The organism is Treponema sp. (genome assembly GCF_052169735.1).
Classification (GTDB): domain Bacteria; phylum Spirochaetota; class Spirochaetia; order Treponematales; family Treponemataceae; genus Treponema.
Genome location: NZ_JBQNBW010000038.1, coordinates 1 through 20,499, shown reverse-complemented (window position 1 = coordinate 20,499; position 20,499 = coordinate 1). Strand labels below are relative to the sequence as shown.

Annotated in this window: 20 protein-coding genes; 6 read left to right on the top strand and 14 right to left on the bottom strand. The window is 40.4% G+C overall.

What is annotated here, in order from left to right; translation table 11 throughout:
* Positions 1-105: 105 nt before the first annotated feature.
* Positions 106-759 carry a pyroglutamyl-peptidase I gene (gene pcp, locus ACTTJ8_RS07555; RefSeq protein WP_442720791.1) on the bottom strand — a complete coding sequence of 218 codons (654 nt, stop codon included), beginning with the start codon at positions 757-759 and terminating at the stop codon, positions 106-108.
* Positions 760-1,119: 360 nt separating this feature from the next.
* Between pcp and malQ the strand changes: the two genes are divergently transcribed.
* Both malQ and ACTTJ8_RS07545 read left to right on the top strand, forming a co-directional pair.
* Positions 1,120-2,865: a 4-alpha-glucanotransferase gene (gene malQ / locus ACTTJ8_RS07550; RefSeq protein WP_442720790.1), complete on the top strand. Its 1,746-nt coding sequence runs from the start codon at positions 1,120-1,122 to the stop codon at positions 2,863-2,865.
* Positions 2,866-3,119: 254 nt separating this feature from the next.
* Positions 3,120-4,250: a Fic family protein gene (locus ACTTJ8_RS07545; RefSeq protein ID WP_442719037.1), complete on the top strand. Its 1,131-nt coding sequence runs from the start codon at positions 3,120-3,122 to the stop codon at positions 4,248-4,250.
* A 220-nt stretch (positions 4,251-4,470) separates the two neighbouring features.
* Here the strand turns inward: ACTTJ8_RS07545 and ACTTJ8_RS07540 are convergent, their stop codons facing one another.
* Entirely contained in the window at positions 4,471-6,126 is a 1,656-nt protein-coding gene (locus ACTTJ8_RS07540; RefSeq protein ID WP_442720789.1) for an ABC-F family ATP-binding cassette domain-containing protein, read from the bottom strand.
* Between the two features lie 67 nt (positions 6,127-6,193).
* Between ACTTJ8_RS07540 and ACTTJ8_RS07535 the strand changes: the two genes are divergently transcribed.
* The gene (locus ACTTJ8_RS07535) at positions 6,194-6,364 is read left to right on the top strand and encodes a WYL domain-containing protein (protein ID WP_442720795.1); all 171 of its coding nucleotides are present in this window, start codon (positions 6,194-6,196) and stop codon (positions 6,362-6,364) included.
* Between the two features lie 100 nt (positions 6,365-6,464).
* Positions 6,465-6,704: a P-loop NTPase family protein gene (locus tag ACTTJ8_RS07530; RefSeq protein WP_442720788.1), complete on the top strand. Its 240-nt coding sequence runs from the start codon at positions 6,465-6,467 to the stop codon at positions 6,702-6,704.
* Positions 6,705-6,813: 109 nt separating this feature from the next.
* Here the strand turns inward: ACTTJ8_RS07530 and ACTTJ8_RS07525 are convergent, their stop codons facing one another.
* The 7 genes from ACTTJ8_RS07525 to ACTTJ8_RS07495 all read right to left on the bottom strand — a co-directional run bounded on the left by ACTTJ8_RS07525 (position 6,814) and on the right by ACTTJ8_RS07495 (position 13,886).
* Positions 6,814-7,794 (bottom strand): helix-turn-helix transcriptional regulator, encoded by a 981-nt coding sequence (locus ACTTJ8_RS07525; RefSeq protein WP_442720787.1) that lies wholly within the window; start codon positions 7,792-7,794, stop codon positions 6,814-6,816.
* A gap of 87 nt (positions 7,795-7,881) precedes the next feature.
* Positions 7,882-8,568, bottom strand: coding sequence for a hypothetical protein (locus tag ACTTJ8_RS07520; protein ID WP_442720786.1), 687 nt, complete (start codon positions 8,566-8,568; stop codon positions 7,882-7,884).
* Positions 8,565-9,659, bottom strand: coding sequence for a WG repeat-containing protein (locus tag ACTTJ8_RS07515; RefSeq protein WP_442720785.1), 1,095 nt, complete (start codon positions 9,657-9,659; stop codon positions 8,565-8,567). The genes ACTTJ8_RS07520 and ACTTJ8_RS07515 overlap by 4 nt, the downstream gene beginning before the upstream one ends.
* A gap of 766 nt (positions 9,660-10,425) precedes the next feature.
* Positions 10,426-10,869, bottom strand: a complete 444-nt coding sequence (locus tag ACTTJ8_RS07510; protein WP_442720784.1) for a leucine-rich repeat domain-containing protein — start codon at positions 10,867-10,869, stop codon at positions 10,426-10,428.
* Positions 10,870-10,906: 37 nt separating this feature from the next.
* Positions 10,907-13,195: an AAA family ATPase gene (locus tag ACTTJ8_RS07505; RefSeq protein WP_442720783.1), complete on the bottom strand. Its 2,289-nt coding sequence runs from the start codon at positions 13,193-13,195 to the stop codon at positions 10,907-10,909.
* Between the two features lie 91 nt (positions 13,196-13,286).
* Positions 13,287-13,649 carry a hypothetical protein gene (locus ACTTJ8_RS07500; RefSeq protein ID WP_442720782.1) on the bottom strand — a complete coding sequence of 121 codons (363 nt, stop codon included), beginning with the start codon at positions 13,647-13,649 and terminating at the stop codon, positions 13,287-13,289.
* 24 nt (positions 13,650-13,673) lie between these two features.
* Positions 13,674-13,886 (bottom strand): hypothetical protein, encoded by a 213-nt coding sequence (locus tag ACTTJ8_RS07495; protein WP_442720781.1) that lies wholly within the window; start codon positions 13,884-13,886, stop codon positions 13,674-13,676.
* 270 nt (positions 13,887-14,156) lie between these two features.
* Here ACTTJ8_RS07495 and ACTTJ8_RS07490 point away from each other — a divergent pair, with 270 nt between their 5' ends.
* Both ACTTJ8_RS07490 and ACTTJ8_RS07485 read left to right on the top strand, forming a co-directional pair.
* Entirely contained in the window at positions 14,157-14,471 is a 315-nt protein-coding gene (locus tag ACTTJ8_RS07490; RefSeq protein WP_442720780.1) for a BrnT family toxin, read from the top strand.
* The gene (locus ACTTJ8_RS07485; RefSeq protein WP_442720779.1) at positions 14,437-14,697 is read left to right on the top strand and encodes a BrnA antitoxin family protein; all 261 of its coding nucleotides are present in this window, start codon (positions 14,437-14,439) and stop codon (positions 14,695-14,697) included. Before ACTTJ8_RS07490 ends, ACTTJ8_RS07485 begins: the two co-directional genes overlap by 35 nt.
* A gap of 75 nt (positions 14,698-14,772) precedes the next feature.
* Here ACTTJ8_RS07485 and ACTTJ8_RS07480 read toward each other — a convergent pair whose 3' ends face one another.
* The 5 genes from ACTTJ8_RS07480 to ACTTJ8_RS07460 all read right to left on the bottom strand — a co-directional run bounded on the left by ACTTJ8_RS07480 (position 14,773) and on the right by ACTTJ8_RS07460 (position 20,375).
* Positions 14,773-17,529 carry a DNA methyltransferase gene (locus ACTTJ8_RS07480; protein ID WP_442720778.1) on the bottom strand — a complete coding sequence of 919 codons (2,757 nt, stop codon included), beginning with the start codon at positions 17,527-17,529 and terminating at the stop codon, positions 14,773-14,775.
* A 50-nt stretch (positions 17,530-17,579) separates the two neighbouring features.
* Positions 17,580-17,894 carry a BrnA antitoxin family protein gene (locus tag ACTTJ8_RS07475; RefSeq protein WP_442720777.1) on the bottom strand — a complete coding sequence of 105 codons (315 nt, stop codon included), beginning with the start codon at positions 17,892-17,894 and terminating at the stop codon, positions 17,580-17,582.
* Between the two features lie 70 nt (positions 17,895-17,964).
* Entirely contained in the window at positions 17,965-19,680 is a 1,716-nt protein-coding gene (locus ACTTJ8_RS07470) for an ABC transporter ATP-binding protein (protein WP_442720776.1), read from the bottom strand.
* 125 nt (positions 19,681-19,805) lie between these two features.
* A complete protein-coding gene (locus tag ACTTJ8_RS07465; RefSeq protein WP_442720775.1) occupies positions 19,806-20,039 on the bottom strand; it encodes a hypothetical protein in 234 nt (77 codons plus the stop codon).
* Positions 20,040-20,375 (bottom strand): hypothetical protein, encoded by a 336-nt coding sequence (locus ACTTJ8_RS07460; protein WP_442720774.1) that lies wholly within the window; start codon positions 20,373-20,375, stop codon positions 20,040-20,042. It abuts the gene before it with no gap.
* Between the last annotated feature and the right edge of the window lie 124 nt (positions 20,376-20,499).

The window sequence follows — 20,499 nt, the reverse complement described above, 5'->3', positions numbered from 1 at the left end:
CACCACCGGCAAAAGGCACCCCCAAACAGACCGGTCTATAAAGTTTTGCGATCCTTATTTAGGGATGCCGTCTCTACACAGCCGTCTTTGCTTTAGTACAGCTGGTTAACAGATTTTACCGCCCGAAACTTTTATATCAGTATTATTTTCTATAATAGCTTCAAGTGCTAACGTAATCCCGCGGAGAATGGTTTCTACACTCATAGAAGGTGTTAAAAGAGGTTTCCCGATTGCTTGTTCAGGCAGAAACGGGATATGGATAAACCCGCTCTTCATTGGTTTACCCGCGGCAGTTCGTTGTGCCGCAAGGTGGGCAACACCGTAACACACATGATTGCAGATAAAAGTTCCCGCGGTATTTGACACTGAGGCAGGAATTTTATGCTCGCGTATTTTTTCCACAATAGCTTTTATCGGTATGGTTACAAAATAGGCGCTCGGTCCGTCTTGTATAACAGGCTCATCAATGGGCTGATTTCCTTCGTTGTCAGGAATGCGGCAGTCATCAATATTGATGCCAATCCGTTCAACGGAAATGTCTGCCCTCCCGCCTGCTTGCCCGATACTCAGCACAACATCGGGATTTTCTTGTTCAACGGCTGCGGTTATTTTTGCTAATGACTTTCCCACCACTGTGGGAATTTCCAGCTTGAGAATTTTTGTGCCTAAGATTTCTGCAGGCAGCAATTTTATGGCTTCCAGTGCCGGATTAACCTTTTCTCCGCCGAATGGATCAAAACCGGTAACTAAAATTTTCATATTCTGTACGATATTTTAACAAAGTTGATTGGATATGTCTATTAAAAACTTTTAATCCAAGCAGTAGCGTTGCCATATTCATTATCTTTTCATAAGCAGTAAGGTGTGATATAGTTTTTGCACTGTTCCTATACATGCAACAGTTGAGAGAATACCTCTTCTCGACAACTATTGCATTACGCTGTTTCGGAATAAAATAAGAAACGGCAGGCAATCTGTGATGTTTGCGATGAGTAAACTCGAGGTGTTTTTCAGCCGCGCAATTTTAGCGGCTGAAAAGAAACGTTCATTTTTAATGACAATCTGTGGGGAGCTTCCCATGGGGATAATACAAACCCTACTATAATGCTAGGAGATTTTATGCCTATAACGCACTTAGACCGCTCGGCAGGTATACTGCTGCATCCTACTTCTCTTCCAAGTAACGAAGGGATCGGTACACTGGGAAAATCAGCGTACGAATTTATTGATTGGCTGTATGCCGCACATATCCGGCTCTGGCAAGTACTGCCGCTTGGTCCGACCGGCTATGGGGATTCTCCCTACGCTGCGTTCTCCAGTTTTGCCGGAAATCCGCTGCTGATCGACTTGGAAACACTGGTTACACAAGGTTTTCTTACTGCTGATGATACTTCACTGCCGGATTATCTTTCTACTGAAGGCAATATCGATTTCGGCTCAGTGGTATACTGGAAAATGCCGGTTTTAAAAAGGGCTGCATCAAACCTGCTGAGTAAGATAAGAGAAGATAGCAGCTCATCCGGGACAGCGTTAAAAGATGCGTTTGAAACTTTCAAAAAGAATCACAAACGGCTTGATGAGTATGCGCTGTTTATGTCTATTAAGGAAGTGTATGATACAAAAGCTGCGCAGGAAGGGCTTTTTGGCAAGCTCTGGAATAATTATTGGACACAAGATTTAGCGCGGCATGATTCCACTGCGATCAAACGCTGGGTGCAAGAACATCGGTACGAGATTGAAGTGTACAAGGTTATTCAATACTTCTTTTTTGAACAATGGAAACAGCTTCGGCAGTATGCAAACGGAAAAGGTATTTCCATTATCGGCGATATTCCGATTTTTGTTGCACCGGACTCCTCGGACGTATGGGCAAATCAAAAACTGTTTCAGCTCAATGAAAACGGGGTACCGACGGTTGTCGCAGGAGTTCCGCCTGACTATTTTAGTGCTACGGGGCAGCTGTGGGGCAATCCGCTCTATAATTGGGATGAAATGAAGGCAGCAAAATACCGCTGGTGGCTTGACCGTATCGATGCGTGTTTGGAGTTGGTAGATTATATCCGGATTGATCACTTCCGCGGTTTTGAAGCCTATTGGGCAATACCCTTCGGTGCTGAAAATGCGGTGAAAGGTGAATGGCTGCCCGGTCCTGATCATGCTTTTTTTGAAGCAGTACAGCGCCATCTGATTAAAAAAACGAAAGATGCACAAGCTGCCGGAGAAGAAAATGTTTGTGACTATGCAAAGGGCTTACCCATTATTGCAGAAGACCTCGGCATCATTACGCCGAGGGTTGAACGGCTCCGTGACGATTTCCATTTACCCGGTATGAAGATTCTGCAATTTGCCTTTAGCGGTGCAGAAGTGCGCGAACATGGCTTTAGCAATACCTTTTTACCGCATACCTATACACAAAATTCCGTTGTGTATACCGGTACCCATGATAACACAACCCTACGGGCATGGCTTGACACACTGACACGGGATGACTTTGATGTGCTGCTTTTCTATCTTTATGGAGAAAAACCTGAACCGGAACTGCTTGATGAGTTATGTTCGGAAAAAAGCCAAGATTCTGACGGTGCGTATGTTATTGAGCCTTCATCATTCAAAGACGATTTATGTGAAGAGCTGATCAAACAAGCCTTTTTCTCAACGGCAGTTTTTGCGGTTATTCCCTTTCAAGACCTCTATGCGCTGGGTGCAGAAGCCCGCATAAACGAGCCTTCCACCCTCGGCAAAAACTGGATATGGCGGATGGAGCGCGGCTTATGTACCCAAGATAGCGCAGAATGGCTCGGCAATTTAGTTTTTGCCTCCGGGCGTTATGGTGCAAAACAACCGCAAACACAGACATTAAGCTAAATAATATTGCATAACCACTCATAATTAGGGCCCCTCTAAAAATCCACGAGAGATTTTTAGAGGGGCTTTCGCATCTGTATACATTGCTAAACAGAAAGGTAATTGATCGGGTAGAAGCTCTCAGGGTGTAGTTCTGCCAGAAATAGCTCGAAAAGGAAATTATAAAATCTTATATTTTACTTTAAGCCGTTAAAGGAAAATATAACTTGTTTTTTTTGCCGAATACAACTATGATGAGCTGTATAGGAAGCTTTATGGATATAAAAGATTTTAAATCAGGATGCTTTAAACAGGGATATAAATATCAGTATTTTCTACCTGAAAAAGTTAATCATAGCTTTTCGTGGCAAGACCCTTCAATCAATGCGCTTTTGGAAGAAGCCTCGCTGCATTTGGGGGAACTGAACTCTTTTTCTTCTTTGGTGCCGGACTTAGATCGATTTATCATTATGCATATTTTTAAAGAAGCCGTTGTATCCAATCGTATAGAAGGAACCCGGACAAATATCGAAGAAGCGTTCAATGAACAGAATAATCTTGATCCGGAAAAGCGTGATGACTGGCAAGAAGTTCATAACTACGTACAGGCGATGAATAGCGCTCTCAATGAATTGAATACACTCCCGCTCTCGAACCGGCTGATTAAAAATACACATAGAATACTGCTTTCAAAGGGGAGAGGTGAACATAAAACCCCGGGAGAATTTCGTGTTTCACAAAATTGGCTTGGCGGCGCTACGTTGACTGATGCTGTTTTTGTACCGCCTTCACATGAACACCTGCCGGAATTGTTGTCTGACCTCGAAATGTTCTTAAATAATGACACCATTAAAATCCCGCACCTTGTTCGCATAGCTATTGCACACTACCAGTTTGAAACCATCCATCCTTTTTTAGATGGTAATGGCAGAATAGGGAGGCTCCTCATAACACTCTATTTAGTGCATAGCAAAGTTTTACAGCAGCCGCTCTTATACCTCTCTGATTTTTTTGAAAAGCATAAAGCACTTTACTACGATAATTTAACATTAGTGCGGACAAAAAATGATATTACGCAATGGATCAAGTTCTTTTTAGCAGGTGTCAGTGAAACTGCTCAAAATGCAGCTCATACGTTGAAGCATATTATCGATTTACGCAGAGGCTATGAGAAAACAATTCTTAATAATTTTGGAAAACGAACGGCAATCGGTGTTGATTTATTGAATCTTCTTTTTAGTAAACCAATTGTAACCAGTGCGACCGTTCAGGAGGCTTTGAATCTTTCAGCAAAGGCTGCAAATAGCTTACTTAGCGCCTTTACGGAAGCAGCAATTCTCAAAGAATCAACGGGTTACCGGCGCAACCGTACATTTATCTTCGATGAATATATTCGATTGTTTTAGATAAATCCCGATGGTTTTTATCTTGCGCATTGTATTTTCATACGGCAGGAAGCGGCGGCGATCGAATATCGGCATACAGATAGCAGAGGAGAGCCTTACACCGGTAATGCTCAGGCACCTCTAAAAATCCACGAGAGATTTTTAGAGGTGCCTACAGATACGATGCTTATTATGGTGGATGAAGCAGCGCCCCATATAGGATCCGCATTGTTTCGTGTTTTTAGATCAATATCTTCTTTGCAGAACCGCCGTAGTATTCGTTGCGGAGTTCGTGTACCTGTTCGTCGCGGATATAGTCGTCAAACGGCATCATCCGGTCGATAACACCGCCGGGGGTAATTTCTACGATGCGGTTTGCGATAGATGAGATGAACTCATGGTCATGCGAGTTGAATAGTACTACGCCGGGAAAGGCGATGAGCGCCTCGTTCAAACTGGTAATCGCTTCCAAGTCGAGGTGATTGGTCGGCTCATCCATAATCAGCACATTGGCGCCGGAAAGCATCAGCTTACTGAGCATACACCGTACCTTTTCCCCTCCGGAAAGCACCTTGACGGGTTTGAGCGATTCATCGCCGGTAAAAAGCATCCGTCCCAAAAAGCCGCGCACGTATGCTTCGTCTTGCTCTGTGGAAAACTGCCGCAGCCAGTCGGTAATGTTCAAATCTGTTTCAAAGTAGCTGGAATTATCTTTGCTGAGGTAGGCATTCGTAACGGTTTGCCCCCAATACACATCACCGGAATCGGCGGTTTTAATACCGGCAATAATATCGAAGAAAGCCGATTTTGAGTTATGCTCCTGCCCGACAAAAGCGATTTTGTCTGTGCGGTTTACCATTAAGCTGAAATCCTTGAGAAGCGTAATACCGTTGCCGGAACCTTCTTCCTTCGAGGTATAATTGAGCTTTTCTACGCGAACAACATTGTTGCCGATTTCTCTATCCGGTTTGAAGTGCACGTACGGGAACTTCCGAGTGGTAACTTCCAGCTCTTCCAGTGCAAGTTTGTCGTACACTTTTTTACGGCTGGTTGCCTGCCGGCTTTTTGCCGCGTTAGAAGCAAAGCGCAGGATAAATTCGCGTAAGTCTTTCATCTTTTCTTCACGCTTTTTCTGCTGATCGCGCGCTTGCCGCTGCATAATCTGACTCATCTGATACCAGAAATCATAGTTACCGCTGTACAGACGGATTTTTCCAAAGTCAATATCACAAATATGCGTACATACGGTGTTCAAAAAGTGCCGGTCGTGCGATACTACAATCACCGTATTCGGGAATTCAATGAGAAACTCCTCCAGCCAGCTGATGGATTCAAGGTCGAGACCGTTCGTCGGCTCGTCCAACAAGAGGATATCGGGATTGCCGAACAACGCCTGTGCCAATAGTACCCGCACTTTCTGGCTCTCATCCAGTTCGCTCATCATGCGCTCGTGGTTTGCCTCTTCCAAACCGAGACCGGAAAGCATCTGTTCTACCTGATTCTCCGCCTCCCAGCCGCCCATATCGGCAAACTCGCCTTCAAGCTCCGATGCGCGGATGCCGTCTGCTTCGCTAAAATCTTCTTTTTCGTAAATGGTTTCCCGCTCTTTCATAATCTTATAGAGCTCCGGGTGTCCCATATATACGGTGTCTTTGACGGAATATTCATCAAAAGCAAAGTGATCCTGCCGCAGAACTGCCATCCGCTCTCCCGGCGTAATACTGATTTCACCGCTGTCGTGTTCCAATTCACCGGAAAGCAGCTTGAGAAAGGTTGACTTTCCCGCCCCGTTTGCTCCGATAATCCCGTAGCAGTTCCCGGGGGTAAATTTTAAATTGACATCTTTGAAAAGAGGTTTTTCCGAAAATTTTAAACTAACATCGCTTACTGTAATCATAGCGAGCAGTATAGCCTAAAAGGAAAAAAGAGTGAACGGGATAATCCGGTAGAAAACTGAGCGTACGATTTATCCGCTTCGCCTTTTGTTTAAATCCAAGGCGTGGTACCTTGAAAGTTTGTGTACCGACAAAAATGATTATCGGCTTTATGATGAATTTCCTCTCGATCTTATCACAAAAAGTACGGACGGCTCGTATACGCTTTCAGTATATCTTCCGATCGATCATTGGGCGTAAAGTATAGCATAAAAAGCAGACGAGTTCCTATAAAGGACATTTAAAATTATAGTAGTTGCAGCGCTGATAATACGAGGTAAGCATGGTATGCCAGAGAGACATGTTACTTTTTGATGAACCTATCAGCGGATTGGATTATGACAGCATGATCAATGGTTCCCGCCTCTTTCAAAACCTCTCTGCTATGGGCAAAGTGCTCTTTGTTGTAACACATGATGCTGAGTTTTTGATTTCTGCTTGTACCCGTATTTTACACTTGGGAGACGGCGGTATTGAGGGGGATTATGGCATGTCTCCACAGAACGAAGAAAAACTTAGAGCTTTCTTTTGCTCATCATAGAGAGGTTCATTCCATTTTTAGCCGATAAAATTCCTTTTGCTTGTACAAAGTGCATCTGTTATTCCATTTATCCATTATGTTGTCGCATCTGGCAACGGTTTGTGTCCGTTCATTGCATCCGTCGCACCATAGCCTGTATTTCTGCTTGCCAGTCTTGCACAAAATCTTTCGGTTCAAGCGGCTGTGCGTTTGAGCCGTGAGATAAGACCCATTTCAATATCCGGTAGCCTTGCGCTGCGGAAAAGACTATTTCAGTTTTCCCTTCTGCATCATATTCGGTAATTTTTTGGTCGTCCGCCCATACGGAATCTTTTATTGCGAGACGAGATTCGCCGTAGAATGCAATGCGGTAGGTAATGGTTTCCGGTTCCATAAATGAGCCGAATCTTCCGCCGCCGCAGCGGGAGATAAAGTCATAATTTTCAGGAAGTGTAAAAAGCTCATCGGTAATGCAAAGGTGTTCAATACGCGGAATATAAAAAAGCCGTTCCGCTTGGCGTTCCTCTGCATAGCCGAATAGAAAATATCGCCCGTCATCAAAAAGGAGCTGATACGGACGGACACGCCGGTGTGCCTTCCCGCTATCCAACACGCCGCAGTAATCAAATTCGATCGTGCGGTTTTGAATCATCGCTTGGTAGAGTGCAGTAAATACCGCTTCATCGATAATGGCATAAGGCATCGGCGGAACGGCGATACGGTCAATAAACGCTCCCGTTCCTTGCCTTTGCGGAAACGTAATAACATCAATGGCATCAACGAGTTCTTTGTAGATCGGCGTTCCCTGATATTGCTGCAGCAGCGTTTTTGCAGCGACGAGCGCCGTTACATCTTTTTGCGAAATATTTTGGATCGGCATTTCATATTTTTTGCTGTAATAAAATCCTTTCTTTTGCGCATTATATTCAATGGGTGCATTAAACCGATCCCGCAAAAACGTTATATCGCGGCTTATTGTCGGAACACTGCACTCCAGTTCTTTTGCAAGTTCGGATGTCTTAGGGAAGCATTCTGCTTTTATCCGGTTATGAATATACGTGAGACGTTCTAACATTTGATGAGTAATCGCACGGTTTGGTTTCTTTTTCATAGTGTTATTATAGTAGGAAAGGGGAGATTTTGGAATCTGCAAAAAACGTAAAATGTTTTTGCAGATTCCAGCACTTTATGGTTGTTTCTATAACTTCAATTCACTCAAATATCGGGAGACATCAAAATATTTTTTTAAGAATTTATGCCATTCTTTCGGATAGTAACCGCCCATCGTTCCGCTGGTATGACGGAGGAAAATGATGTCGATAGGATGTCCGTCAAGCTCTATACGGCAATAGCGCGGATAGGCATTGTTGATTTTATCATCTCCCCATTTTTCTTTTTTAATGGTAAGCCCTTCGTATTCCAAATTGGTTAATACATCGAAGGCTTTTACGCCCAATGAAACAACCGTATTCGGTTTGAGTATTTTCATCGTTTCTAAAATGATATGCCAGCCGGCTTGAAAATCGGAATCGTCGGGGCGTTCTTCGCTTGCGCTGAGGAGACGCTGAATAATGACTTGGTAGACAAAGCTGTCAGAAATTGCCGTCATTTCTTCTTTGCTCAGCTCTTCATCATAATCTCTATTCAATACTGTTTTTTCAAAATTGCGGATAACGTTTGTTCCTTCCTCGCCGTTTTGATGCATACCGATAAAGCTGCGGGTAAAATCGATGCCGTACTCGTCGGGACTGTCGCTTGTGCAAAGATAATGGCTTTCTCCCAATACCATCAGCTTTGTCTGACTGTTTATATAGTTCTTTCCTATCCACGGTAGCCAGTGAAGATTGTTAATCCGTAAAAGCTGTTCGTCAATCTTTTTGTTCATTTTTTTTTCTCCTCATATTTTCGTACGACATTTGAATATTCTTGTCTCTTATCTTCTGACCCTAGGATTACTTCACCGTTCTCATCAAAGATAATATCAAATTCTGAAGAATATAAATATTTATCCGACCATAACTGTAGATTTTCTATCGGGATAGTTTTAATCAATTTTCCATCAAAAGAAAAAATATTACCGCCATAAAAAAAATTCTTTCCTAATTTTACAATACCTAAATTGTTAGTAAAATAATCACCTCTTTGAGTTGTTATCTCCGTATTGTCTTGAAGATTTCTAATTGTCAGTTCTTCATCGTCGTAAATAAGATAACCATCTCTAAGATAAAAATAAGATTCTGGAAAATCAGCTCCGGTTATTTTAAATTCATATACCACATCGCCCTTTTTATTTATGATAAAAAATGAATTAAATGATTTTCTAATCCATGAATATCCACCGATAAACGGACTAGGCAACTTTGAGCGATGATGACATTTGAATTTTGGCTTTATTGCAATCTTTCCCTGATTATCCATGAATCCCCATTCTTCTTTTGCATTTTGAACAGCAATAAGCCCCTCACTGAAACCATACGTTTCAGGAACGTTATCTACATCTACATAAACTTCAAACAGTTCTTTAAAGTCTTTATTTACTGCTATGGTTTTATCATCTGCATACACAATTGCAATATCTTCTGAAAATGGGTAAGCTCTATAATATCTTGGTGAAACAACTTTTCCTTTTTTATTTACAAAATATTTTTCCGCATACCATGTTGTTATTAAACCAACTTCTGAAGAGAAAGGTGTCAATATTGTTATCGGACCTCTCATGCCTGTAGTATCTATATCTATTTTTTTTCCGTCCGGCGTTATATAAAACTTATTTTCCTTAAAATCTTCTGCTATTGCCACGCCATTAATAAATGGCATGACTGTTTTATATTGAGCTTTTATGATAATTTTTCCGTTACGATCAATATAGCCATACGTATCTTTTTTCCATTCATCTTGATACGGAAATAAATCTTGGCTGTAGAGTGTTAAGACTACAGTGATACAAAAATAAAAAATACCGATAATTTTTTTCATACAGAACTCCTATTCTTTTCAAAATATATGAACAGTTGGCGAATTTTTTATTACCAACTGTTCAATTTCTCTCTATAACGCGGGATGGTGTTTCTTATACGGGCTCTTGCTACAGCTGCCGCTTGTCAAACTTGATAATGAAGAATATTTCGATCCACAAAACTTACAGGTATACTGACTTTTCTCAGCCCCTTCATACAGCTCGTGGTATTTTCCTTCCGGATTACGAGAACAATGACCGGAAGTTAAACTTGAAACACTTGAATAGTTTGTACCACACCATTTACAATAAAATTTCTGTGCCATAATAATCTCCTTTTGGCATTTATTTTTCGAATTGAATACGTGTAACCTATTTGTTGTTCCTGTACACACAGCATGTGCTGAATTTACATGAGCTGTCATTTTGTTAACATCGCCCCAATTCAATGAAATCTCTTCCATAATACCCCCCCCCCCTTCAAAAAGTCAAGCATACAAAATATTTTCTTGAGCTTTCCCTTCAGTAATTGTCCCAACGACTATACTCGACCTGTTCAATAACTGCGTTTTCGAACAGGTCGCCGAGTTCTAAATCGCACAAATAGCACGATTTAGAACATCGCATTTCAAGGTAACCTGTTCAGAAACGGAAGTTTCCGAACAGGTTTACTCATAGCATAGTAAGTCTATCAGGCGGTGATAGAGGTGAAAATCTTTTTAACAACTGATAGTATTCGATATTGCCGCATGGCGGGATTTCAGTCATAGCTTGTTTTCCTTGATTTTATTCGTGCGGAGGGGTGAGTACCTCGCTGCTCAATCGATTTACGATAATGTGTTCATCTTGTATAGAACTGTCAGAATGCTTTAGTAGTTTTTTTACTGCATTGCTTGCAACGATAAACTGTGCGTTGCTTTGAATATTACAAAAGGCATTATTTCCGATTTCGGTAACGCTCTCGGGAATTCTGATAACTGCTAAGCGGCTGCACGCACCAAAAGCTTCCTCACCGATTTGAGTAACGCTGTCCGGTATGGTAATGCTTGTTAAACCCGTACAGCCGCTTAATGCTTTTCTCCCGATTTCGGTAATAGTGTCCGGTAATATAAGACTTCCGGTGAGGTCGTCTCTATTTGTTACACCGATGAGTATGCCATCCGTTATTCTCAACAATTGTACATTGGCTTTTTCTTCAGCAGTAAGCCGTAATGCAGATATTTGTTCCATATTGTCCTCCGGTTATGTTTCCTAAATTACCTATCAGTTATGCATTGATACTAAATCCGATCATTTTTTGTACGCCGTTTTTTTCTTGCTGCATCTGTGCTAATTCAGTAATAATATATTCAGAAGTTATTTTTTCTTGCGGCATAAACCGTGCTTTTCCATAGAGTGCATTAAAATCCCCCGGAGTAACGGATTGCCATTGGTTGAGCTTTTCTATTTGATCAGCATTAAATGACACATTACGAAAATATTTCATCAACAAAGTTTTTATTCCGTTTGCAGAGAGGGCTTGAAACTCAACCATAATATGAAAGCGGCGCTGCAATGCAGGATCCATGATGCTGCGCATATTGGTAGTGCAAATCAATAAACCGTTAAAAGCTTCTATCTGCATTAAAAATTCATTGACCATTGTCCGCTCCCAAGTATTTTCTGCATTGAAACGGTTAGTAAAAAATGAATCAGCCTCATCAAATAGCAGTATCGCATCTTGTCTTTCCGCTTCTTCAAAAGCCTCTTTAATATTCTGTTCACTTTCGCCGACATATTTTCCTAATATATCAGAGGCTTTTTTTAAAATAAGCTCTTTAGCCAAAGAGTTTGCAATATATCGTGCAAATTCTGTTTTTCCGGTACCGCTTAATCCGTAAAACAGCATACGGATTCCGGCGGGAACTTCTGTTTGTGCAGAATCAGCATACGCTGTTGCATTTTTTATCATCGTGAGAATATCATCCGGTTCGATAGAGGTATTGAGCGCTCCAATATCGTATGTCATCTGTATTTTTCTACCGGCATGGGAACTACCGTATACAAGTCCGGAATTTGCTTCAAGCGTATTTTTTACATCAATAACGATTCTCTCTTCAGTTTGAGTGCTGCAATGAACACTATTCACCGCTTTTATCATATTATCAATTGAGGCTCCTGTTATACGGTAGTTGTCGCAGAGATCAACAAGTGTATGTAAGATTTTACCGCTTATGTTACTGTTTTGTAATTTCGACTGTGCAATTTTTTTCAAAAGTGATTTCGGCATTTCATTAAACTTAATTGAATACGTAAAACGCCGCAACGTAGATATGTCAAGAAGATCAGTATAATTAACAATCCACACAACTTTATTGATATTATTATCAAGCATCTTATTTACAATTCCTTTTTGAGTAATGCTTGTGAACATCCTAAAATGCGGCTCAATTGTTTTTAAGATATTTTCAGCTTCGTCAATAACAAGCAGTGTATCTTGTTTAGGAATAGAAAGAATGCAATGTAAGCGTTGTAATGCTCTATCTGTATCCAGCTCATTTTTAAATATAAACAGTCGCAATCCGCTTTCTTTTGCAAGTGTTTTTGCAAATTCCGTTTTACCGGATCCGGGACTTCCATAGAGTAAAATATTTGACGGAAAGTTACTTTTTAGAAATTGTACTGCTAAGTTTGAGTACCCTTTTTTTATAGAGTAGCTATTGAGATTAAAGGCAGCGTTTGTTTTTTCTTCCTTTAATGTTCCGGAAAAAAACGCATCAAAATTTTTATTGTAAATACAATAAATACTTTCGTCTTCGATATACCCGCTATCTTGCATTAACCCGAATGAAATAAGCTTTTTATCATTCTCAAATAAGCTTCTTATTGCTTGTAAAGACGTATTAATACATTTTGCATATATCGTTATTTGATTTTCTGTGGCTTGGTATAATACATCCCCATAAAAATTATAGAGTTCATAGATTGTTCGTATTCTATATGCTGCCGTAAGCAATACAGCTTCTTGGTGTGAAAGATGTAATGTATCAAATAGAAATTCAACAGGAGTTATATCATTAAGTATCTTGGTTATCCGTGCCGAAACATTTATTTTCTGAGGAATGATATACGTATCATTGTTATTTATCTTGGCGGAAAAGAAAATAAGTGCGACAATTTTAGCAAGGTTTTCTCTCTGCATAAAAACACAACGGCAAAGATTTATCGTAAAAATGGAATCGGTCGTAAAATTGTCGATGGCAGCAGCGATTTTCGTATCTTCTTTAAAATTTACATCCAATTTACTCCCATATTCAAACGGATGATTGTAATTCTTTCCCGGCGTAAATACCGTTAGCTGTTTTTCCTTTATTCCTTTTTGAATAAATGCTTGCACAATTGTTTCAGCTTGTGTTTCTTTTTTTAGACGCACAATAAGTGCCTGTAATAACATCAGTAATGATTTATAATTATCCAGATGTTTACTATCCGAACATAGATTATAAAGATACCCGGCTACAGCCATACATTCCTGCTTACTTTCATCATCGATAAATCTTATTATATCCGTCTGCATAGTTCCCCCGCTTTCCCTTCAGTAATTGTCCCGACGACTATACTAATAACATAGTCAGTCTATCAGACAGTGATAGAGGGATAAAATCTTTTTAACAACTGATAGTATTCGAATAGTGTTCATCTTCTTCATAAACGATATGATTGACGGGAAGCTCAAATTTTTTCTCAATAATTTTGGCATGTTTTATTAAAAACCAATCGCCATGATATACATAATATTTACCAAGTAATATATTATATGAGACCCTGCCTCTTGGTAATTTCCAATACTCATCTCTGTATCTTTTCGGTAAATAATGCAAATAACCATTTTGTTTTAATTTCTCCCATACATTACTATGGTCTTCTTGAGATAGGAGCCAATCACCATATTTTTGTGCAAATGCAATGTCTGTTTTATCGACATAAAATAAATCAGATAAATCGGGAAGAAGCCAAAATATACCAACCATACTTAATACCAATAACAGGGCATCTTAGTTGCCTGCTGATTCTCTCCTCTGTTCTACATTATTTTTTTCGATAGCGTCTTTCAAGAAGTCCGTGAATGTTTTTTTATCATATTGTTTTTGAAACCAATTCGTATTTTTTTCCGCTCTTTCGAACCGTTTGACCCCAAAAACAGGTTCTATATAATGAGGGCCGCAATTATTAAGCCACTGTTTGCCACACCAAATAACTTTTTCCATCGATGTTTCTCCTTAAAAATTAAAATCGAACATATACTAGATTTTCAGTGATTGTCCCAATTAACTAATAGCATAGTTAGTCTATCAGGCGGTGATAGGAGAGTAAAAATTTTTAAGCCGGTGTTGTATCTGGATTTTAATGCGAAAAATTGTGAAACAAGAGGTTCTAAATGTAGCCGGTGTTGTCAACGGCATAGTTTTTGAACAGAGAAAGAGTTGACAAACCTACATAAAAGAAATACAATTCAGGTATACAAAGAGGTTCTTTTAATGACAGTTGTTCAGAGACAATTTGAGTGGGATAGTGAAAAGAATGAAATAAACGTCAAAAAGCACGGTTTTTCTTTTGAAGAAGTCCTTGACGTGTTTAATGACCATTTTGCAATAGAATCTATCGACAGAGAAAATTCGAGCCTTGAAGAAACTCGCTATAAACTTATTGGAAGAATAAAAGCACAGATTATTTTATTTGTTGTATATACCCAAAAAGATGGGCATCAAAGAATTATAAGCGCCCGTCATGCTACCTCAACTGAAAGGAAATTTTATTATGATGAACTTAGAAAAAATTATTTCGGAATGTGAAAAAAATTCTATACCTGATAATAAAATTGATTTTTCTGACATTCCGGAAATTACGGATTTTACCGGTTTTAAACCGCGATACCCTGAATATTTTAAACCGAAAAGAGAGCAAGTTTCAATTAGGCTCAGCAAATATCTTGTTGACCATTTCAGATCAATGGGTAAGGGCTGGCAGACAAAAGTAAATGATTTTCTCATGGATGCAGTGAATAAAGGGTTGATATAAACTTTTGCCGCCGGCTATGACCGGTAGCCTGTGCTTCTCATTAAACCTGTTCGAAAACGCAATTATCGAACAGGTCTATTTTTTACCGGTAAACCTTTCGTACAGCTTAAATAATTCGGCGACACACTCGCTTTCGCTCATTTTTGCAGGAAAACCGTAGGCTTGCATGACGGCACGGTCGTTTGCACGGTGTGCTTCAAGCAGGTCGGAAAAAAGATACATTGTTTCACCGTAGAGGTCTGCAAGAGTGCTTTCAGGATATTTTGACCGTGCATCTAATATTGCCTGTGCCGTTTGCTCTATTTTTTGTCTTTGCACATCCGTAGGATTACACCACGGAAAGTTATTGTATACGATGTCTTTTGAATAGCGGTAATCATTTTTTAAACGCCCGCAAACGGCGCGCATCCACGCCATGTGGACGTTTGAAGTAAGAATGCCGAAATGGTAGAGGGTAGCATCGGGGATTGTTTGAATCTGATTTGTTGGAATTACATCTCCATGTAAATACGTCATAGGAATATAGCGACGGTTTTCCGAAGAAACCATGGGCATTGCAATGTAGTTTTCAGGATTATTCGTATCTCGAAAAGTTGTTGGCGTATCTGCAAGTTTTTGAGTAGATTTGTCTTTCATTGCAAGTCTATTAGTGCGGCACAATTCAACACGTTTATAAACTTCTTTATTCGCTAGTATTTCAACAGGAGAGACTCCAACTAACCACAAAACATAACGTTTTTCATTGTGCAAGAGTTCCCTGCCGCCCATAAGTTGTTTTATCCACTTACAATCTTTGAATTTCGGATAATCCTCAAGTTCTATTTTTAAAGCATCTCCATCAAGAGGAACATTACCGTTTTTCATCAAGGGAACGTTGCAAAGTGGTTTAGATCGAGTATTTATAAAAATATTAGGAGCATCCAATAAATACCCGTTGATATTTTTTGCTTCAACGCATTGATTTTCATTTAAAAAAATAATTTTTTTCTTTTTGTTTTCAAAATAGCTAAAGCCGATTATGACACAATGGACATGAGCTTTGAGATTTGCTTCACTGTCCCAGCGGAATGTTCTATATGCAAAATCGATGTGTATGCCGAATAAATCAACAAGCGGTTTCCAGATGCTTGCAACTTGTTCCCCCTGTGTGATCGAATTGGTAGAAACAAGTGCGCAACGGATATCCGTTCCTTGAATATATTGTGAAGCCTTATAATACCAGCAAGCAACGTAATCAATGTCTTTATATTCAAAAAACTGAGCTATTTCTTGCTGTTGCTCTTTTTCACGATAACGTCTACCCACAAACGGCGGATTTCCCATGATATAATGCAATGCACCCTTCGGCACGACGCTTTCCCAGTCGAGCCGTAACGCATTGCCTTCAACGATGTTTGTGTATGACTTAAGCGGCAAAAAGTCCAAGTTTCTCCCGAGAATGCGGGCGGTCTCGTTCATCATCTGGCTTTCTGCAATCCAAAGCGCGGTTTTTGCAACGACGGCGGCAAAGTCGTTTATTTCGATTCCGTAAAACTGCTCAATTTTAACGTGTATGGCAAAGTCCTCGCCCAAAAGGTCGAGTGCGGAACCGTGCGTTCCAAGCCTGAGTTTTATACAATTATTTTCCAGCTTACGGAGGCTTAAATAGCTTTCCGTCAAAAAATTACCGCTTCCGCAGGCGGGATCTAAAAAGGTAAGGCTGCCCAGCTTCTTTTGAAATGCAATCAGTTTTTCGTTCCGCACTTTCTCCGATTTTATTTCTTTCAGCGATTCAAACTCTGCATTGAGTTCATCCATAAAAAGCGGGTCGATAACTTTGTGAATATTTTCGATACTGGTGTAGTGCATTCCGCCGGAGCGGCGGGTCTCCGGATTCAACGTCGATTCAAAAATGGCTCCAAAAATCGTCGGACTGATTTCACTCCAGTCGAACTCAGCCGACGCGTGCGTTACCAAAAGGTCTTTTATTGCTTCGGTCAGCGGCGGAATTGTCTGATCTTCTTCCGTGAATAACCCGCCGTTTACATACGGAAAAGCGGCAAGGTTTTCTTCAAGGTATTCGTCCCGTTCTTCCGGTTTTTGATCCAGCACTTGAAACAACGAAAGCAGCGCACGCCGCAGGTCTTTTACATCAAAGCCTTTCAGGTATTCGCCAAAAATTGACTTATGCCCGAATATTCCGGCATCTTCCGCATACAGACAGAATACTATGCGCACACACAGCATGTTTAGGCTTTTTAAGGTCGCAGGACTGGGATTTTTACCATCGTGGTACTGAGCAAGAAGAGCATCGTAAATCTCACCGATAATGTCGCCGGCTTTTTTGGAAACTTCAAGCTCTTTTTTTATACGCTCATTTCCTTGTTCGGTTATAAACGAAAGGCGGTACACTTCCTTTTCAAGATTTGCAAGTAGAATTTCTTCAGGCTCCCCATTCGGCTGCTCCATATCGTACACCAAAAACGATTTAAAATTGCATGTAATGACCCAGCGCGGATGTTTTGAAACGGGAAGTTCCGTAATATAGCGTTTTGCTTGCTGAAAGGGTATGAGATACGTGTTATCGGATTGCTTTATGGGGGCTTTTAGGTCTTTATCAATGCTTTTTTGCTCTATAAGGACTTTTGTCGAAGGAATATAGCCGTCAATAAACGACGTATGGTCTAATTTAACTTGATCTTCAAACTCAATGAAGTTTGTAAAATCCGTAATGCCAAAGACATTACACAAAAGATCAAGCCAGAATTTTTGGCTTTCTCCTTTTTCGTAGCCCTTGCCTTTCCAATTCTCACTGAATTTCTTTGCTGCTTTTTGCTGTTCTGTTTGCGTCATATTGTTTGTACCAGTTGCCTTCGTTTTATCATATTCATATGTTTTTCTAATTATAGCGTTGAAATTGGGCAATTGTTAAGTCTTGCCCAGCGTATGACATTATTTAACCTCGCTTGGTACCCTTTTCCATCTTTCCTTAACCACTCAAGATTATCATTATCAATCTTTGTATGAATTGCTGTTTTGGGAACTTTCAAAGACTGAAAATAATACGGAAAAATAGGCGTATCAAGATTTGCCGGAATATCTGAATAGTCTATCTCGCTTTCGCTCTTTGACTCCAACAGCACTAGTTCTTTTTTTTGCTCATCTGTCAGCGGGGGAAAATCAATAGTTTTATATATATGCTGTTGCATTTTCTTCATACTCCTTTACCTCCTGTTTATTTGCTTTTCGTGCGGAAAAAATACGCTTTAGTTCGCCCCTCTCTGTCTTTTAGCTCATGTTGGTTTGTGCGTTATAGAGAGCGGTATAGACACCGCCTTTTGCCAATAGCTCTGTATGTGTTCCTTGCTCGCAAATGCCTTCATCATCAACCACTACAATACGGTCTGCACTGCGGATTGTTGACAAGCGGTGGGCTATAATCAGCGTTGTACGTCCCTGTGCGAGTTCTTCAAATGATTTTTGAATTTTTATTTCCGTTGCGGTATCAAGCGCCGAAGTTGCTTCATCAAGTATTAAAATCGGAGGATTTTTTAAAAAGGTTCGAGCAATCGCAACCCGTTGTTTTTGCCCGCCGGAAAGCCGTACCCCCCGCTCTCCGACAAGCGTGTTATACCCGTCCGGCATCTGCATAATATCTTCATGGATTTCAGCCCGTTTTGCTGCATGTATTATATCCTGTTCAGAAGCGGCACTGTTTCCATAAGCAATATTTTCCTTAATAGTACCGGCAAATAGGAAAACTTCCTGTTGCACAATACCGATTTGCCGCCGTAAACTGTGCACGGTAATATCCTGTATATTCCGCCCATCGAGGGTAATTGTTCCTGCGGACGGTTCATAAAAACGAGGCAGTAAATTACATAAACTGGTTTTTCCTCCGCCGGAGGGTCCTACAAAGGCAATGGTTTGCCCAGCCTGTATATCTAGGTTGATATTTTTTAATACCGTAACCCCATCTTGATACGAAAACGAAACATCATTATAGCAGATGTTTCCATGCGCTGCAGTAATTTCTACCGCATTATCATGTTCGATAATACTATCATCTGTTTCTATGAGTTCTTTAAAGCGTTTAAAACCCGCCATACCATTGGCGTATAGTTCAATAAAAGCAGTAAGCCGGCGGATAGGCTGTAAAAATGCACCGGCAAAAAGCGTTGCGGTAATAAGGTCGGTAAGCGTCATCGTCTGCTGCATAATAAAAAAACCACCCGCGGCAATAATCACCAAATGTAACATTGAAATAAAAAATTCTAAACGGCTAAAGAAAAATGCCATATTCCAATAAAAACGTTTTTTTGCCGTATAAAATGCCTGATTGTTTTTTTCAAACCGATCTTGTTCGTAGCGTTCATTGGTAAATATTTGTGTTACACGTATTCCGGAGAGAGCTGATTCAATAGCGGTATTTATGGCAGCAGTTTCTTCTTTTATACGGCGGGACGCTTTCATAATATGTACACGGCAGCGGACAGTATGACAAAATGCAATGGGTATAAAGAGCGTCAGGAGCAGTGCAAGCTCCCATCTGATAGAAGCCATAAGAGCCAGCGATCCGGTCAACGTTAATACTGAAATAAAGATGTCTTCCGGTCCGTGATGCGATAACTCGGTAATTTCAAACAAATCTGTGGTGATGCGGGACATCAGCTGCCCGGTTCTATTGGTATCAAAAAAATGAAAAGACTGTTTTTCTATATGACGAAAAAGATCCCGCCGCATATCCGCTTCAACTTTAACACCGAAAAGATGCCCGAAATACGTTACAAAATACTGAGCAGCACTGCGGATAAGATATAATCCTATCATTATTACAATAAATGTATAAAAGGCAGCATAGTCAGCCTTGGGTAAAAAATGTTGTATGCTGTATCTACTTGCCATAGGGAAGATAATATCTACCGCTGCAATAAAAGCTGCACAGCACAGATCGGCAGTAAAGAGTTTCCAATGAGGTTTAAAATATGAAAAGAATAAACGCATACGGCGTATTTTAACAAGTGTTTGAAAAAATGTATAGAAAGTGCATTGCCGTGTAGGTTTCTTTTCCGATTTTATACGAATACTTTGCCGAGCGAGGTAGTAAGCGTACAGTCCTTCGCCGCTTTTCATCTATTCCCAGTTTTTTTATTGCGCTGCCTTATTACACCGGTAAAACCATCCGCCTCTGCAAAATTCGTTACGATTTTTAGGTTTTTATTTGTCTCATGATCGCTCAAGACAATACTTTTTACCGTACCAATCGGAGTGATAATTTCAGTATCCTCGCGCAGCTTAACGTTATTATATATCCCGCTACTATCTATGCCGTTTGAGGCATTCAAACGGCATAGAATCATCATTTAGAGTCCAAGCGACTGAGAAGATGTCGTTGAACTATTCATCTTTTGCATCGCTGCAGTAAATCTCACTGTCAGCGCAAGCATTTTTTCAGTATCTTTCTGTGTCCAATGCTTTGACTTTTGTAACTTTGCCAGTTTCGTATCAAGTTCGGCTCCTTTGTTTGTCATGTTCACAATGGCCATTACATCATTTGACTTAGCTGCTTTCTCACAGCTCACGACAAACTCCTCATATGTTTTCAAAAAACTGTCAACATCCTTCCGTCCATCCGCGAACAATACGGTTGGAACAAGAAATCCTGCAATAAAAAGAACAGCAATCACTCTTTTCATCATAACCCTCATACTAACTCCTCCATACTTCATCTTGATAGCACTGCAAACTGCAGCCGCGTGAATCGTTCCTTAAAATGCAACAGTTGAGAGAATGTCAATTCTCGAAGACTGTTGCATTGGTGCG